Annotated in this window: 15 protein-coding genes and 1 pseudogene; 15 read left to right on the plus strand and 1 reads right to left on the minus strand. The window is 57.7% G+C overall.

The features are described from left to right. The 7 genes and pseudogenes from Q0N43_RS10370 to fdhD all read left to right on the plus strand — a co-directional run. Positions 1-297 (plus strand): annotated as a pseudogene (locus tag Q0N43_RS10370) (S-(hydroxymethyl)glutathione dehydrogenase); the annotation flags it as partial. Next, on the plus strand, positions 298-708 hold the full coding sequence (locus Q0N43_RS10375) for an NAD(P)H-dependent oxidoreductase subunit E (RefSeq protein WP_295446065.1): 411 nt from the start codon (positions 298-300) through the stop codon (positions 706-708). Beyond that, on the plus strand, positions 705-2147 hold the full coding sequence (locus tag Q0N43_RS10380) for an NADH-ubiquinone oxidoreductase-F iron-sulfur binding region domain-containing protein (protein WP_295446067.1): 1443 nt from the start codon (positions 705-707) through the stop codon (positions 2145-2147). The genes Q0N43_RS10375 and Q0N43_RS10380 overlap by 4 nt, the downstream gene beginning before the upstream one ends. After that, the gene (locus tag Q0N43_RS10385; protein WP_295446069.1) at positions 2144-2689 is read left to right on the plus strand and encodes a molybdenum cofactor guanylyltransferase; all 546 of its coding nucleotides are present in this window, start codon (positions 2144-2146) and stop codon (positions 2687-2689) included. The genes Q0N43_RS10380 and Q0N43_RS10385 overlap by 4 nt, the downstream gene beginning before the upstream one ends. Positions 2690-2697: 8 nt before the next feature. After that, entirely contained in the window at positions 2698-5556 is a 2859-nt protein-coding gene (fdhF, locus tag Q0N43_RS10390) for a formate dehydrogenase subunit alpha (protein WP_295446071.1), read from the plus strand. Beyond that, a complete protein-coding gene (locus tag Q0N43_RS10395; protein ID WP_295446073.1) occupies positions 5553-5765 on the plus strand; it encodes a formate dehydrogenase subunit delta in 213 nt (70 codons plus the stop codon). Before fdhF ends, Q0N43_RS10395 begins: the two co-directional genes overlap by 4 nt. Continuing rightward, positions 5755-6555, plus strand: a complete 801-nt coding sequence (gene fdhD / locus Q0N43_RS10400) for a formate dehydrogenase accessory sulfurtransferase FdhD (protein WP_295446075.1) — start codon at positions 5755-5757, stop codon at positions 6553-6555. Before Q0N43_RS10395 ends, fdhD begins: the two co-directional genes overlap by 11 nt. On the opposite strand, the gene Q0N43_RS10405 is transcribed toward fdhD, so the two are convergent. Further along, entirely contained in the window at positions 6503-7417 is a 915-nt protein-coding gene (locus Q0N43_RS10405) for a LysR substrate-binding domain-containing protein (protein WP_295446077.1), read from the minus strand. The two genes, fdhD and Q0N43_RS10405, sit on opposite strands and share 53 nt — an antisense overlap. A gap of 158 nt (positions 7418-7575) precedes the next feature. On the opposite strand from Q0N43_RS10405, the gene Q0N43_RS10410 reads away from it, so the two are divergent. The 8 genes from Q0N43_RS10410 to Q0N43_RS10445 are packed head-to-tail and all read left to right on the plus strand — an operon-like array spanning position 7576 to position 17379. Beyond that, a complete protein-coding gene (locus Q0N43_RS10410; protein ID WP_295446079.1) occupies positions 7576-8805 on the plus strand; it encodes an aromatic ring-hydroxylating dioxygenase subunit alpha in 1230 nt (409 codons plus the stop codon). Beyond that, complete coding sequence (locus tag Q0N43_RS10415; protein WP_295446081.1) at positions 8792-10051, plus strand: aminotransferase class I/II-fold pyridoxal phosphate-dependent enzyme; 1260 nt, start codon at positions 8792-8794, stop codon at positions 10049-10051. The genes Q0N43_RS10410 and Q0N43_RS10415 overlap by 14 nt, the downstream gene beginning before the upstream one ends. After that, entirely contained in the window at positions 10051-11514 is a 1464-nt protein-coding gene (locus Q0N43_RS10420) for an NAD(P)/FAD-dependent oxidoreductase (RefSeq protein WP_295446083.1), read from the plus strand. Before Q0N43_RS10415 ends, Q0N43_RS10420 begins: the two co-directional genes overlap by 1 nt. Beyond that, on the plus strand, positions 11511-12647 hold the full coding sequence (locus Q0N43_RS10425) for an FAD-dependent oxidoreductase (protein ID WP_295446085.1): 1137 nt from the start codon (positions 11511-11513) through the stop codon (positions 12645-12647). Before Q0N43_RS10420 ends, Q0N43_RS10425 begins: the two co-directional genes overlap by 4 nt. Next, on the plus strand, positions 12644-13900 hold the full coding sequence (locus Q0N43_RS10430) for a sarcosine oxidase subunit beta family protein (protein ID WP_295446087.1): 1257 nt from the start codon (positions 12644-12646) through the stop codon (positions 13898-13900). The genes Q0N43_RS10425 and Q0N43_RS10430 overlap by 4 nt, the downstream gene beginning before the upstream one ends. Further along, the gene (locus Q0N43_RS10435; protein WP_295446089.1) at positions 13900-14163 is read left to right on the plus strand and encodes a sarcosine oxidase subunit delta; all 264 of its coding nucleotides are present in this window, start codon (positions 13900-13902) and stop codon (positions 14161-14163) included. The genes Q0N43_RS10430 and Q0N43_RS10435 overlap by 1 nt, the downstream gene beginning before the upstream one ends. Then, on the plus strand, positions 14160-16895 hold the full coding sequence (locus tag Q0N43_RS10440) for a 2Fe-2S iron-sulfur cluster-binding protein (RefSeq protein ID WP_295446091.1): 2736 nt from the start codon (positions 14160-14162) through the stop codon (positions 16893-16895). The genes Q0N43_RS10435 and Q0N43_RS10440 overlap by 4 nt, the downstream gene beginning before the upstream one ends. Further along, complete coding sequence (locus Q0N43_RS10445) at positions 16888-17379, plus strand: hypothetical protein (RefSeq protein ID WP_295446093.1); 492 nt, start codon at positions 16888-16890, stop codon at positions 17377-17379. The genes Q0N43_RS10440 and Q0N43_RS10445 overlap by 8 nt, the downstream gene beginning before the upstream one ends. The last annotated feature ends 42 nt before the right edge of the window (positions 17380-17421 follow it).

Here is a 17421-nt window from a genome sequence, read left to right on the forward strand (position 1 = left end):
ACCGCGCTTGAGGCCTGCCATCGTGGCTGGGGCACGAGCATCATCATTGGTGTGGCCGAGGCAGGCAAGGAAATTGCGACGCGTCCGTTCCAGTTGGTAACGGGCCGCAACTGGCGCGGCACAGCCTTTGGCGGGGCCAAGGGCCGGACCGATGTGCCAAAGATTGTCGATATGTACATGACCGGCAAGATCGAGATTGACCCAATGATCACGCATGTCATGGGTCTGGAAGAGATCAACAAAGCGTTTGAATTAATGCATGCGGGGACAAGCATCCGCAGCGTAGTAGTGTTCTAAATGGCGTCCATCGCTGACATTTTGACCGCGCATAAAGATAGAGAGGGTCCGCTCCTGCCTATCTTGCATGACGTGCAAAAGGCATTTGGCCATGTCAACGAAGATGCGATGCGTGAGATTGCTGGCGCACTGAACCTCACACGCGCCGAAGTTTATGGCGTCGTCAGCTTCTATCATGATTTCCGCAAAGAAGCTGAAGCCCGGCCCGTTTTGAAATTGTGCCGGGCCGAAGCCTGCAAGGCACGCGGCGTAGAGGCGTTGGTCCCGATTGCCGAAAGTCAAAATCGCATAAAAGTGGAGGCTATATATTGCCTTGGATTATGCGCGGTTGGTCCATCTGCGATGGTTGGCGATAAAGTCTATGCCCGTTTGGACGGTGCCAAGTTCAAAACAATATTGGAAGCGATGTGACCGTCCGGATATCTGACGATGCGGTGGCAATCGCCTGCGGCGCGGACGAGGTTGCGGCTGCGTTTATCGCAGCGGGCGTTGCGGTCGAGCGCGTTTCTAGCTGGGGTATGCAATGGCTGGAGCCATTGGTCGATATTGATGGCGTCGGCTATGGCCCGGTGTCAGCCGATCAGGTTGCGGACATTATGAACGGTAAAGCGCCATCCTTGGGTCGCATTGAGGACCATAGCTTTATCGCAAGTCAAACCCGCCTGACTTTTGCACGCGCGGGCAAAACCCGACCGCTTTCGCTCGACGATTATTACGCAACGGAAGGTTGGCTTGGGTTAGCAAAAGCCGGCGAAATGGGTGCCGAAGCCACAATTGCGACGGTTATCACATCGGGTCTGCGCGGTCGCGGCGGCGCGGGTTTTCCCGCAGGCATAAAATGGCAGACGGTCGCGCGTGCCCATAATGACCAGAAATATATCGTCTGTAATGCCGACGAAGGCGACAGCGCCACTTTTGCCGACCGTATGGTGATGGAGGGCGACCCCTTCATGCTAATTGAAGGCATGGCAATTGCCGGTTTCGCGGTCGGGGCTAACAAGGGCTATGTGTATATCCGCTCCGAATATCCGCATGCGATCGCCAAGATGGAAGCCGCTATCAAGCTTTCGGCCCATTTGGTTGCGCCATTTGTCGTCGAAGTCCGCGTCGGCGCAGGCGCCTATGTCTGCGGAGAGGAAACATCGCTGCTGAACAGCCTTGAAGGCAAAAGGGGCGAGGTGCGCGCCAAGCCGCCACTGCCCGCGCTGGAAGGGCTTTTTGGCAAGCCTACAGCCGTTAACAATGTGCTGACGCTTGCCGCTGTTCCATGGATATTGACGCATGGCGGTGACGCTTATGCCGCATTTGGTGCGGGCCGATCCAAAGGCACAATGCCCGTCCAAATCGCAGGCAATGTGCGGCATGGCGGGCTTTACGAAGTGGCCTTCGGCATCACGCTGGGTCAACTGGTCAATGATATCGGCGGCGGCACAGCGAGTGGCCGTCCGGTTCGCTGTGTGCAAGTCGGCGGACCATTGGGCGCGTACATACCGCCTGCGCAATTTCATCTACCGCTTGATTACGAAGCCTTTGCTGCTGCCGATGCGTTGGTCGGCCATGCTGGTATCACGGTGTTCGACGATACCGTCGACATGGCGCAAATGGCGCGCTTTGCGATGGAATTTTGCGCTATTGAAAGCTGCGGAAAATGTACGCCTTGCCGCTTGGGCAGCACGCGCGGCGTCGAGACGATTGACCAGATTATTGCAGGCAAAAATGTCGAGGCGAATCTCGCGCTGCTTGCCGATCTGTCCGAAACCATGAAGTTCGGATCGCTCTGCGCTATGGGTGGCTTCACACCTTATCCGGTCATGAGCGCCATCAAGCATTTTCCGGAGGATTTCCGGTGAGAAGGCTGGGAGCGATCATTGCCGGTGGCAAGGCAACCCGCTTTGGCAGCGACAAGGCAGCCGCTGTATTGAACGGTCGCCCGTTGATTGAACATGTTGCCGATGGATTGCGCAAACAGGTCGACAAGATCATTGTCTGCGGGCGTGTATGGCCCGGAATGGATGGCGTGGACGACGCCCCCTTTGCCGATATGGGTCCGCTCGGCGGCCTGAATGCCGCTTTTATATATGCCCAACAAAACGGCTTTGATGCTGTTGTTACCGCTGGCTGCGACGTCGTCCCTGTGCCGGAATTGCCGCGCAATCTGCCTGATGGATGTGCTGTCTATATCGACGGGCATTATCTGTTCGGAGTGTGGCCCGTTGCGCTTGCACCTGTTCTTGACAGGCATCTGCGCAATCAGGATAATCTTTCAATGCGAAGCTGGATCACATTAACCGGCGCGCAAGCCATCATAGCTTCGGATATATTTCACAATTTGAACACGCCTTTGGAACTTGCGCAATATGCTGCGCAACAATCGCACATAAGTATAAGGTAGGTAGAGACATGACATACCAGCCGCAAAAAGATTTCGGAACACCGGAAAGTCGCTCGGACGAGGCGGTGTCGCTGACTATCGACGGCCGTGATGTCACTGTGCCCGCTGGTACCAGCGTCATGCGCGCGGCGGCCGAACAAGGCACGTCCATTCCCAAATTATGCGCGACGGACAGCGTCAAAAGCTATGGCTCATGCCGCTTGTGTCTTGTCGAAATTGACGGCCGCCGGGGCACGCCTGCAAGTTGCACAACGCCTGTTGAACCGGGCATGGTTGTCCGCACGCAAACCCCGCAACTGGCGAAATTGCGTAAGGGCGTGATGGAACTGTATATTTCCGACCATCCGCTCGATTGTCTGACCTGCGCCGCCAATGGGGATTGCGAATTGCAGGATCAGGCAGGTGCCGTTGGCTTGCGCGATGTGCGTTATGATGTGCAGTCAACACATCTGGGGCAGGCAAAAGATCAGTCCAACCCCTATTTCGATTTCGACCCCAGCAAGTGCATTGCCTGCTCCCGTTGCATCCGCGCCTGTGATGAAGTGCAAGGTACGCTTGCGCTGACCATGGAAGGCAGGGGTTGGGACTCCAAGATCTCCGCAGGGTTCGTGAGCGACAATTTCATGGGTTCAGAATGCGTTTCGTGCGGTGCCTGTGTGCAAGCCTGCCCCACAGCGACGTTGGTCGAGAAAAAAGTTGTTGAAGTCGGCACACCGGAACGCAGTGTCTTGACGACCTGCGCTTATTGCGGTGTTGGCTGCACCTTCCGCGCCGAAATGCGCGGCGAGCAATTGGTCCGGATGGTCCCTTATAAAGACGGGAAAGCCAATCGCGGCCATAGCTGCGTCAAGGGCCGCTTTGCTTGGGGCTATGCCCAGCATCAGGAACGCATCCTGAAGCCGATGATCCGCAAGTCGATCAGCGACCCGTGGCGCGAGGTCGAATGGGACGAGGCCTTTGCCTATACCGCGTCCGAACTGAAACGGATTAGCGCGACATACGGCCGCAATGCCCTTGGCGGCATCACGTCAAGCCGGTGCACCAATGAAGAAACCTTCCTTGTGCAAAAACTTGTGCGTGCGGGTTTCGGCAATAACAACGTCGATACCTGCGCCCGTGTCTGTCATTCACCGACTGGATATGGCCTCAAAACCACCTTTGGCACCAGCGCAGGGACGCAGGATTTTGACAGCGTCGAAGACAGTGATGTCATCTTAATCATTGGCGCAAACCCCACCGATGGCCACCCCGTTTTCGCCAGCCGGATGAAACGCCGTTTGCGCGGACAGGACGGACGTCCCGGCGCAAAGCTTATCGTCATCGACCCGCGCCGGACCGACATTGTGCGTTCGCCGCATATCGAGGCGCAGCATCATCTGCCCTTACGCCCCGGCACCAATGTCGCGGTGCTGACCGCAATGGCGCATGTCATTGTGACCGAAGGTCTGGTGGATGAAGCCTTCATTCGCGAACGGTGCGATTGGGACGAATATAGCCATTGGGCCGAATTTGTTTCGCAAGCCCGCAACAGCCCCGAAAATCTGCAGCCAGTCACTTTGGTCGATGCCGAAGACCTGCGCGCAGCAGCCCGTTTATATGCCACAGGTGGTAATGGTGCGATCTATTATGGCTTGGGCGTCACGGAGCATAGCCAAGGCAGCTCAACCGTAATGGCCATCGCCAATTTGGCCATGGCAACGGGCAATATTGGTCGCAGGGGCGTTGGTGTGAACCCGCTGCGCGGCCAGAACAACGTCCAAGGCGCGTGCGACATGGGCAGCTTCCCGCATGAGCTTGCCGGATATCGCCACATCAGCGACAATAACGCGCGGTCCTTGTTTGAAAATGATTGGGGCGTGACGCTGGATCCGGAACCCGGCCTGCGCATTCCCAACATGCTCGACGCGGCGGTCGATGGGGTGTTCAAGGCGCTATATTGCCAAGGCGAAGACATCCTGCAATCCGATCCAAACACAGCCCATGTGTCCGCAGGGCTTGCGGCGATGGAATGTGTGATTGTCCACGACCTTTTCCTCAATGAAACCGCAAATTACGCGCATATCTTTCTGCCCGGATCGACCTTTTTGGAAAAGAACGGCACCTTCACCAATGCCGAACGCCGCATTCAACCCGTGCGCAAGGTGATGACCCCCATGAACGGGTTGGAGGATTGGGAAGTCACGCAGCGGCTCGCGCAAGCGATGGGGCTGGATTGGAACTATAGCCACCCGTCCGAAATCATGGACGAAATCGCGCGGCTTACGCCAACCTTTGCAGGCGTATCCTTTGCGCGGTTGGATGAGGTTGGCTCGCTGCAATGGCCAGTGACCGCCGACGCGCCTGACGGATCACCTATCATGCACATTGATGGCTTTGTGCGCGGCAAGGGCAAGTTTGTTGTGACCGATTATGTCCCGACCGATGAGAAAACTGGCCCACGTTTCCCGTTATTGCTGACCACCGGGCGGATATTATCGCAATATAATGTTGGCGCGCAAACACGGCGGACCGAGAATGTTGCGTGGCATCCCGAAGATTTGCTCGAAATCCACCCCGTGGATGCCGAAGATCGCGGCCTCAAATCGGGGGATTGGGTGAAGCTGGCGAGCCGCGCGGGCGAGACCACGTTGCGTGCCAATGTGACCGACCGTGTTGCCCCAGGCGTTGTCTATACGACATTCCACCATGCGGTAACGCAGGCCAATGTTGTGACCACTGACTATAGCGACTGGGCGACCAATTGCCCCGAATACAAAGTCACGGCGGTTCAAATCAGCGCCTCAAACGGACCAACCGAGTGGCAGGAAGAATATGAGGCTTTGTCGGCACGCGCGCGTCGCGTCGAAACCGGGATTGCTGCCGAATGAACAGTGTGGAGCGCCTGATCCACATGGCGAACCAGATTGCGACCAATCTGGCAACCGACGCTGCGCCCGTTGCTGCGGTCGCCGACCATATCCAGACATTCTGGGACCCGCGGATGAAAAAGATGATTTTTGCCCACGGGACCGATGGCCTGTCGCCGGTTGCTGCGGCTGCCATTCGCTTGCTGGCCGAAGCGCAAAATGACGGTTGAACACGGCGCGAAACCTCTACGCTTTGCGGTGCTTAAACCCGGTCATGGTTCGGCCGAAGTTATAGAGCGCGCCGTCATATCCGAAGCACCCATCGCTATTGAATATAATGGTATCGGCTATGCCGTGATGATGGCCACGCCGATTGACCTTGAGGACTATGCCGTGGGGTTCAGCCTGTCCGAAGGTTTGATTGAGCGCCCAAGCGATATTCTGGCCCTCGACGCCCATAAGTCTGAATTGGGCTGGATATTGCGCATTCAGGTGCCGCAGAAAAATGCCGAGAAAGTGTTCGCCCGCGCCCGTCAGCGCGTCTCGGAAAGTAGCTGCGGCCTGTGTGGCATGGACAATCTCGACGAAGTCATGCGCCCTTTGCCGCGTGTAACGGCGCAGATTGCAGTCGCCGATGCGGCGATTTTTTCGGCGCTATCGGCATTGGGGTCGCACCAGACGTTGAATGCCGATACAGGATCTGCACATGCGGCGGCATTTTGCGCGCCCGATGGCTCCATCCTGATGACGCGCGAGGATGTTGGCCGTCATAATGCGCTCGACAAGTTAATTGGTGCACTTGCCAGCGCGGACATCAATGTCTCTGCCGGCTTTATCATCCTGACCGCGCGCTGCAGCCTTGAACTGGTGCAAAAGGCAATCCTTGCTAACTGCCCAATGCTTGTGACGATTTCGGCTGCGACCGATCTAGCGATCAACATCGCTCAAAAATCCGGCCTTCGCTTGATCAGTCTGGCGCGCGCGGACGCGGCGCTTGCCGCAATGCCCCAAACCGGCTGATTAACCAGCTTCGGAGCATCGAAATCGCGGGGTCCGCCAGATCATCGGCGTGGAGTTTCAGATAATAACCATAGCCGTCTTCAATCACCGCGTCATAGGGCATCACGAGCCGCCCATCGGCAATTTCCTGCGCGAACATATCAATATCGCCCAAAAAGACGCCATTGGCTGCCATGGCATATTGCGCAACCGCAATCGTGGTGTCGAAGGCAAGGCCACCATGCGTGGCGACCGCCAACTGGCTCTGCCGAAGATAGGCCATCCACAACAGGTCGCGCGGCTCGCCATCCAGTTTGAGGTGCAAAAGCTCCTCACTTTTCAAAAACGCCTCCAGTGACTTACCCTGACTACTGGCTGCTGTTGCTGGCGAACATAGCGGCGCGACGCGTACCATCCACAGAAGGTCGGTAATCCGGTCATCGACATTGGGCCGGTCATACACAATCGCCATGTCTAAATCCGTTGAGGGCAGTCCCGTCACATGCGCGCTTGAAACATCAAGGCGCAAATCGGGATGTTCAACGTGAAAATCGCGGAGCATCGGCAGGAACAATTGTTGCAGCAGCGACGGCGGCACATGCAGCCGCAGTGACCGGCCCGTCACCTCATCATCGCGAATGGAATTCATCGTTTGCTCGATCCGGTCGAGGCATTTGCTCACCACCGGCAACAATTCTTCGCCGGCCGCGGTGAGCGAAAGCCGCGACGCGTCGCGCAGGAACAATTGCTTGCCCAGCAGTTCCTCAAGCCCGCCAACATGACGGCTCATCGCACTTTGCGACACCGAAAGAGCCGACGCACCCCCGGTAAAGCTGAGATTCTGCCCGACCGCTTCAAACGCGCGCAGGGCATTTAATGGCAACCAGCGACGGTTAATAGTGCTACGATTGGATATGGTCTCGACCTTTCAACTGCGCGCAAATTTGTACCCACACCATAGCCCGACATTTTGACATAGGGCTATGCGAAAATGCGATTTTATTCGTTTTCATATCTGGCCCATTCCCGTCTTGGAAAGATTTGCATAAAGGCCCCATCATGGATTTGCAGCGGATAAGCGCGCTTTTTGAACAGCGTCGTGAAGGGCATACCTTGCCCCAGGCTTTATATACCCAAGCCGAGAGCTTTGATTTTGATATGGCCGCGATTTTCGGCCAAAGCTGGTTGATGGCCGGTATGGAATGCGAATTGCCAAAAGCAGGCAGTTACATCTCCATGATGGTCGGCAAATGGCCTGTGGTTATCACGCGGGACAAGGAAGGCACGATCCGCGCGTTTCACAATAGTTGCCGCCATCGCGGCTCCATGATTTGCGCACTTGGCAGTGGCACAACGCCAAAGTTGGTCTGCCCCTATCACCGTTGGACCTATGATCTTGACGGCTCCTTATTCGCAGCTGGCCGGATGGACAGCAGCTTCGACAAAAGCGAACATGGCCTAAAACCTGTTGCGATTGAATGCATATCGGGCACGATCTTTATTTGCCTGTCGGATACGCCGCCGCCAATTGACGACTTCCGTGCAAAACTGACCGAATATGCCGCGCCGCATAATCTGAAAGATGCAAAGCTAGCGTATGAAAGCGTTCTGGTCGAAAATGCCAATTGGAAACTGGTGATGGAAAATGGCCGGGAATGCTATCATTGCAGCACCGGTCATCCAGAATTGTCGAAGACATTTCCCGTCGGCATGTCAAAGCATTTTGACAGCGGCCATGATGAACGCGTTGTCGCGTTTGAAGCTCAAATGGACGCGCTTGGCCTGCCGCAAACCCCGGTTGAGGGCCATTATTGGCAAATCGCGCGCTTTGCGTTGAATGAAGGCTGCGTTTCGATATCCGGCGATGGCCAGCATCTGTCCAAAAAGCTAATGTGTGACGCCAATGGCGGCGATATCGGTTCGATGCGCTGGGCGGTTGACCCGCACTGCTTTGTCCACTGCACAGCAGACCATGCTTTCATGTTCAGCGCCATGCCCGTTGGTCCCAACGAAACCCACGTCACTGGCAAGTGGTATGTGCATAAGGACGCCGTTGAAGGCGTCGATTATGATGTGGAAAAACTCATCGCGTTATGGACCGTCACCAATTTGGAAGACAAGGCGCTGGCCGAGAACAATCAACTTGGCGTCAACAGCCTCGGCTACACACCAGGCCCTTATTCGCAAGAAGCCGAAATGCTGGCACAGCGTTTTACCGACTATTATTGTGACAAGGCCCGTGACTATATTGCGACCCATGGCAAAGGATAACATCAAGGGGTTGCGTCCCGAAACGCTTGCGGTTGCGTATGGCTATGACCCTGAAATGGGGATGGGGTCAGTCAAACCACCGATTTTCATGACATCGACATTCGTCTATCCATCGGCGCAGCATGCCAAATATGTGCATGAGGCCTATTTTGACGGCACTGGGCCGCTGGTTGGGCAAACCAACCATATCTATTCGCGGCTTGGCCATCCCGGTCTGGATTTTCTGGAAGCTCGGCTTGCCGCCATTGATGGCGCGCAAGATGCCGTGGCCTATTGCAGCGGTATGGCCGCGCACTCCAGCATTGCGCTTGCACATATGCGCGCAGGCGATAGCGTTCTGCATGGGCGGCCAATTTATGGCGGGGTAGACTTTCTCTACAATGTCATGATGCCGCAATTCGGATCGCATGTGACCGCCTATCTGGACGGCACGGATGAAGATCATGTCTGGGCCGCAGCCGATGCAGCGATCGCAAAGGGTCCTTTAAAGCTTATCATTGCTGAAACACCCGCCAACCCCACTGCGGCGATTGTTGATCTCGACCTGATGGTTCGTATTGCCGATGACATTGGTGCAAAACACGGACATCGCCCGCTTGTGGTGGTCGACAATACGCTGCTTGGTCCCTTTGCGCAGCGGCCGATTGAACAGGGTGTCGATCTGTGTATTACCTCGCTCACCAAATATTGCGGCGGTCATAGCGACTTGCTGGCTGGCGGGATTTCGGGCCGTAAGGAACTGATTGATCAGCTCAAGCTGCAACGGACAACTTGGGGCAATCATCTTGATCCCTTCACGGCTTGGTTGGTGCTTCGGTCGTTGGAATCAGTCGCCGTGCGAACTGAACGGGCCATGAGCAATGCGCGCTGTGTCGCCGAATATCTGCGCGATCACCCAAAGGTCGCCGGTGTCACCTATTTGGGTTTTCTGCCCGAAGGGTCGCGACAGCGCGCCGTGTATGATCGACAGTGCAAGGCTGCGGGATCGACCTTTTCCTTCCATCTGCATGGCGGCGAGGCTGAGGCGTTCCGGATGCTGGATCAGCTCAAGCTGTTGAAATTGGCGGTCAGCCTTGGCGGGTCAGAGACATTGATCTGCCATTCGGCGAGCACAACGCATTATGCAGTCGCGCGTGAACAGCGATTGGAAGGCGGGATAACCGATGGCACGATGCGGCTATCGGTCGGGTTGGAACATGTCGACGATCTTATCGGCGACTTGAAACAGGCATTGGAAGCAGTTTGATGGATCTGAACTTTACCGGAACTGATGTGTGCGCCGTCAATGGCACACAAAGCGCACCTGAAGCCACATATGACCTTGTTGTCATTGGCGCGGGGCCAAGCGGCATTACTGCCGCTATCGAAGCCGCAGCCAGCGGAGCTTCGGTTCTTCTGGTGGATGAAAATCCGGTGTCCGGCGCGCTAATGGGCAATGATACCCCGCTCTATTTCGGGGGTCGGATGACGGCCGCGACACAGAATACAGACCGGATGCTTGAAGTCATTTTCATGAGCATGCCTGATCTTGAAAAGGCAATGGACGCCGGTGTTGAACTGCTTCTCGGCACCACCGCTTGGGGCGTGTATCGCAACGGGCCGGGCGTGCAGAGCTTGCCAGAGCAAGTTGTCGGCCTTGCCGATGCAGAACGCTCTTGGCTGGTCGGCTTTGACCGGATTGTGCTAGCAACAGGCGCACGCGACCTTGCCATTGCCTTTCCCGGATGGAACCAGCCTGGTGTGATGGGCGCAGCCGCCTTGCAGATGTTGCTGTCGCGCTATGGCGCCTTTTCCGGGCGGCGCATCGCCATTTTGGGGTCGCATGACTTGGCGCTCGAAACCGCGATTCTGGCGGTTGCGCATGGGCTGGATGTGGCTGGCTTGGTTGAAGTGCGCGATGCCCCGCAAGGCGACGCTGCGCTGATCAATAAGATTACGTCCGCAGGCATTGCCATATATTATGGGCAGAGCATAGCTGCAAGCAAAGGCGGGCTGGATGGGATCGAATCCATCACCCTGACCGATGGAACCAACATTGCCTGTGATACCGTATGTGTCGCCATTGGCCTTGTCCCCTCAATTGAGCTGGTCGATGCCATGCATGGCCCAAGGGCGCTGGACCCAGCGCGGGGTGGATATATTCCGGCAGGAGAGCCAAATGTAACAGCCGTTGGCCTGTGCGCTGGCCTGCCCGACACTGGTTTTGACCATGTCGCCTATCGGATGGATTGGGTGCGTGCGGCGCTGCGCGTCAATGCGCCCGATACAATCATCTGCCAATGTGAGGAAGTCACACTCGCAGATCTGATCGGCATTCAGCCGCCCAATTATTTGCCTCGCCCGGCGGCGATTCAAGCCCGCTCGCTTGACACGCTGCTGAACGATGGCCCGGCCAACCCAGACCAAATCAAGCGGCTGACGCGCTCTGGCATGGGTGTGTGTCAGGGTCGTCGCTGCCGCGATCAGGTGGCGATGATGCTGGCCATTGAATCGGACAAGCCATTTGGCACTATTCCGCTTGCCTCGCACCGCGCACCCGTGCGCCCTCTGCCGCTCAAAATATTGGCGGAATGGGATGAGCCTGCAGCAATGGATGCGGCATGGGATGTCTGGTTCGGCATTCCAACCCAATGGGTGCCCGTCGAAGATATCGGCACAGAATATCAGGATGCGCATCGCGAGATGCTCTACACGGGGATGTATACATGAGCGGCTCAGAGGTAGTCATCGTCGGCGGTGGCGTTACGGGTCTCAGCGCAGGCTGGTGGCTGGCCAAGTCCGGTGTGAAGGTCACTGTGCTCGACAAGTTCATTGTCGGCTGGGAAGCCTCCGGACGCAACGGCGGCGGTGCATCCCATTATTCCAGCCCCTTGTTCGATGAAGAACAGCGGCTTTGGCCGCAAATGGATGCGCTACTCGGCTACCCGACGGAACATCAAAAGGGCCGCATCCTGATCGCGATGACGGAACGTCAGTGGGACCAATATCGCTTCATTGCCGAACGCCACACCCGCCTCAACCACCCGGTCGAGCTGCTTGACGTCAAGCAAGTTCAAGAGGCCGTTCCGCTGGCGGGCGACAATTGCTTTGGCGGCGTGCACTATAAATTTGGCGGCCATGCCAACCCGCAACGCACGGTTCAGGCTTATGCCTGGGCGCTGCAAGACTTAGGTGGCAAAATCATTCAGCACAGCCCAGTCACGGGCTTTGAAACCGCTGGTGGCAAGGTTACTGCGGTGAAGACGGGAAATGCGACTTATGGGTGCGATGCTGTTGTCGTCGCCGCCGGGCCGCAAATCCCCCAGCTGATGGCGCAATTGGGGGTTGATGTGCCTCTGGCCGCCGCGCGCGCGGAAATGATCATTACTGAGCCTGCCCCCATGATGCCGCTGGGCGGCGTCGATGGGCATAAGATTTATGGCCGTCAGACGTTGCGCGGCAATCTGGCCTATGGCGGCGGTCCGCATGAATGGCTCGATGTGGACGCAGATGGTCCGGCGGCGCGGCCCTCCACACCATTGGCGCGCAACCTTGCCAAAAGGGTGGCCGAACTGCTGCCCAAGGCCGCGCATCTCAACGTCATTCGCAGTTGGGCGGGCGTGATTGAAAATTCGCCTGATGGCCGTCCAATCATCGACCGCCTAACCAGCCCCGACAATGTCGTTGTCGCATCGATGTCCAGCGTTGGCTTTGGCCTGTCGCCAGCATCGGGTCATGCGATCCGCGATCTGGTGATTGATGGCGCATGCTCCTTTACCAATATCGACCTTCTCAAGCTGTCGCGCTTTGACGGTCTTGAAAAGGATTGGCGTGAAAAGCGTGGGTGGATGCCGATCGCATGAGCCGATATTCAGCCTTCAGCCTGCTGCGCGGCGCCTTAAACGGGCAAAAGCATTGGCAGCCAGCATGGCGCGACCCAGAGCCCAAATCGCATTATGATATCCTTATCATCGGCGGCGGTGGCCATGGGCTGGCAACGGCTTATTATCTGGCGAAGGTTCATGGTCTGAAGAATATTGCCGTTCTGGAAAAAGGCTGGATTGGCGGCGGAAATACCGGACGCAATACGACGATTGTGCGGTCCAATTATCGGCTTGAACCGTTGCATAATCTCTTCGAATTTGGCCTGAAGCTTTGGCATGGCCTCAGCGATGAATTGAATTACAACGTCATGTTCAGCCCGCGTGGCGCGATGTTCCTCGGTCATAGCGACGCCGATATGGTCAAGCTGGCCGAGCGCGGCGACGCGATGCGCTGTGACGGGATTGATGCCGATCTGCTGACCCGTGATCAGGTGGCAAAGCTTGAGCCGCTTTTGGATATGTCGCGCGATGCGCGCTTCCCCATTCAGGGTGGTCTGATCCAGCGCCGGGGTGGCACCGCACGGCATGATGCGGTTGCCTGGGGCTATGCGCGCGGCGCGGACAGCCTGAGCGTCGACATTATTCAAAAATGCGAAGTCACAGGCTATGTGCGCGATGGCGACGCCGTGGTTGGCGTGGAGACAACACGCGGCCGCATTGGCGCGGGGCGCGTCGGCATTTGCGTTGCAGGCAATAGCGGCCATGTCGCGGGCTTGGCCGGCCTAAAACTGCCGATTGAATCCCAAACCCTGCAAGCCATGGTGACCGAAGGGGTCAAGCCGATGATCAACAGCGTGATCATGTCCCAATCCTTGCATTGCTATATCAGCCAGTCGGACAAGGGCGGCGTCGTCTTTGGCGGCGACCCGGATAATTGGCCAAGCTATGCCCAGCGCGGCAACCCGATGGTTATGGAAGGCGCTGTGGCGCAAGGCCTTGCGCTCGTGCCTGCGTTATCCCGCCTGCGCATGGTGCGAACGTGGAGCGGGGTTACCGATATGAGTTTTGATGGCGCGCCGATCATTGGCGAAACGCCGGTCAGGAACCTCTTTCTCAACGGTGGTTGGTGCTATGGCGGCTTTAAAGCGACACCCGCGTCCGGCTATACCTATGCCCACACGCTTGCGACGGGAAAGCCGCATGCGCTGAATGCACCCTTCTCGCTTGATCGCTTTGAACGCGGCGCAACTATTGATGAAACGGGGAGCGGTCCCATGCCGAATAGCCGCTAATGATGCGCATCCCCTGCCCCCATTGCGGCCCACGCACGCAATCCGAATTTATCTATGAACGCACATTGGATTCCGTCGTCCCGCTGAACGCGCCGACAGAAGAGGCCATGGCAAAGCTTTTCACCCGCAATAATCCGCGCGGCGTGGATGACGAAATCTGGCGACACACTTATGGCTGCCGGGCATGGATGGTTTTGACGCGCCACCGCGTCACCAATGAAATTTCCGGCTGCCGCGCCATCGGGCCAGAGGCTTTATCATGATCAACTTCCGCTTTGATGGTAAAGTCTATACCGCGCAGGCAGGCGACACGCTGGCGGCGGCATTGTTGCGCAACGGCATTGGCCTTGTCGGCCGAAGCTTCAAATATCACCGCCCACGCGGCATCATGACCGCAGGGATTGAGGAGCCTAACGCGCTCGTCACCGTCGGCGAAGGTGGCAGAGCGGAGCCCAATACCCGCGCGACCGATGTTTTCGTCTATGAAGGCCTTGTCGCCAAAAGCCAGAACCGCTGGCCAAATTTGTCGTTCGATGTCGGGGCGGCTTTGGGCCTCGCTGCGCCTGCTTTGTCCGCCGGTTTTTACTATAAAACCTTTTTTGGTTCGGCCAAAAAATGGATGTTCTACGAATATTTTATCCGCAAAGCGGCCGGCCTTGGCAATGCACCCACGCTTACGGACCCCGACCGTTTCAGCCAGCGTGCGGCCTTTTGTGATGTCTTGGTCGTCGGCGCTGGCCCCGCAGGTATGCAGGCCGCGCTCGACGCTGCCGAAGGCGGCAAGCGCGTCATCTTGGTCGAACAGGACCATATTCTCGCCCCGTCGTTGCTGCGCGATTCCCAGGAGCAGGATGCAGCTTGGGCCAACGCCACCGCCGCCCGCATCCGCGCCGCAGGGGGCATCATCCTCACACGCACCACGGCTTCGGGCTATTGGGAACATGACCTCGTCACCCTGACGCAGCGCATATCGGAGCCGGGGCAAGTCCCCACACACGATGTGGCGCAACGTCTATGGCATGTCCGCGCAGGCCAAGTCATTCTCGCCACCGGAAGCATTGAGCGGCCCATGGCCTTTGCCCATAATGACCGCCCCGGCGTCATGCTGTCGCAAGCTGTGCGCACTTATGTCCGGCGGTTTGGCGTCGTTCCCGGCAAACGCGTCGTGATCGCAACCAACAATGACGATGCCTATAAAAGCGCGGAGGCGCTAAAAGATGCAGGCGCGCAGATTGCTGCGATCCTCGACGCACGGCCAGCCCCTGCGGGTGCCAACAGCGGTCATCGCGTTTACAACAACGCCGTTCCGCTTTCGACTCAAGGCGCGCGGCATTGCCTGAAAAGCGTGCAGGCGCTGGTCGATGGCAAGACGATGGACTGGGATGCCGATCTGCTTGCTGTGTCCGGCGGGTTTACGCCTGTTGTTCACCTGCACATGCAAGCGGGCGGGACGCTTGATTGGAATGAAGATGCGCAAGCCTTCATCCCCGTCAGTTCGCGCCAGAATGTGACGACCATCGGCGGGGCCGCAGAGCCGCAAGCGATATTCAAAATGGTACCCGTTTCCAGCCCTAAGAAAAGCTTCATCGATTTCCAAAATGATGTGACATTGGCCGATGTCGATCTCGCTTGGGCCGAGGGCTATCGCTCGGTTGAGCATCTCAAACGCTACACCACTTTGGGCATGGCCACCGATCAGGGTAAGCTCAGCAATATGGCCGCTTTGGGGCGTCTGGCACAGAAACAGGGCGTCGCCATTCCCGAAGCCGGTTTGACCACATTCCGTCCCCCTTATACGCCGGTCACGATGGGCTTGATCGCGGGTGCTGGCGCGAAAGATGCAGGCGCGCATATCCGCCGCCTTGCATTATATGAACTCCATGCGGCAAAGAACCCGATTTGGCAGCCATTGGGTTACTGGTTCCGCCCGCGCGCGTACCCCATAAGCGGCGAAAGTTTGGCGCAAGCTGCGCTGCGTGAGGCAAAGGCCGTGCGCAACAATGTCGGGATGACCGATGTGTCAACGCTCGCCAAATTTGAAGTCAGCGGCCCCGATGCTGCCGCTTTCCTCGACATCATCTGCGCCACCACAATAAGCAAACTGGCCGTCGGGCGTGGCCGCTACACCTTCATGCTGCGCGAAGATGGCATTGTCTTTGATGATGGCACCGTGTGGCGGCTTGACGAAAACCGCTATCTGCTCACCAGCTCCACCGGCGGCGCAGACCGCATGGCGACGCATATCTCTTATGTCCGCCAATTTCTGTGCCCACATTTGCGTGTCTCTGCCGTCAATGTGCAGGAACATTATGCTGGTATTGCCATTGCTGGGCCACAGGCGAAAGCGGTACTCACCGCCTTAATCGGTGCAGAGCCACCACGCCACATGTCAACCGTTCCGGCGGCAATCGCGGGCGTTCCGGTCATCATCTTGGCCGCCAGCTACAGCGGCGAACGCGCCTTTGAAATCTATGTCGATGCCAGCCAAGCAGAAGCCGTCTGGGTCGCCTGTGAAAGCGAAGTCTTCGCCCAAGGCGGCACGTTATACGGGCTTGAGGCGATGGAGTTTCTGCGCATTGAAAAGGGCCATTTGGTCGTTGGCGGCGAGGTCGATGGACGCATGACGCCGCATGATCTGGCGCTCGACAAGATGCTTAATAAGGCGGGCGGGTATATCGGCGCATCGGGCCTGTCGCGCCCTGCCTTGTCCGAAACCGGGCGGCGGCAATTGGTCGGGTTGGAGGCGATTGCGGGCGACATTCCGGAAGGCGCGATGCTGATCCCCAGCGAGGGCGCGTCACCGCAAGGCCATGTCAGCGCGGCGGCGTTCCGCATCGTGACGGGCGGGTCGGTTGCGCTTGGCCAATTGACCGAGGGCTTTTCGCGGCATGGGGAAATCCTGATCGCAAGCTCCCCCACACGCGGGCAACAGGCGCGGGTGCGCGTTGTGGCCCCGCATTTCTATGATGCCGCAGGGGAGCGTTACCGTGACTGAACTGACAATCTCCACCCTGCCCGCCGCCCCGCTGCATGTGTTTGAAATCTGGAGCAACCCAGCGACTGTGGCCAAGCGATTCGAAGCGACCTGCGGCTTTGCCTTACCCCATATGGGCCGTTCGGACGGCAGCGATGCGCTGCGCCTGATCCGTTTTGAACCCACGGTCTGGCTGGTCGAGGGCGATGCGTCGGCACTGTCCGCCATATTGTCCGATGACGGCGCGGTGACCGCCATCGGCGGCGGCATCGTCCGCATCCGCCTATCGGGCAAAGGCTGGCGCACGCTCCTGATGGAAGGCGGCGTGTTCGACGCCGAAAGCCCCACTTTCGCCGCCGGATGCAGCGCAGCGACGATCATAGACCATGTCAACGTCCGCCTGCACGTGGTCGATGAAACCACCTGCGTCGCCTTTGTGCCCTTAAGCTTCAGTCAGGGCCTGCTGCACTTTTGGGAGCAAGCCGCGGGGAGTTTGGTGGAGTAGGTTTGGTTTGCGAAGGTTGTGGGACATTGTTGTCTGTATCGC

This window comes from Sphingorhabdus sp. EL138 (assembly GCF_945882965.1).
In the GTDB taxonomy this organism is placed as follows: Bacteria; Pseudomonadota; Alphaproteobacteria; order Sphingomonadales; family Sphingomonadaceae; genus Sphingorhabdus_B.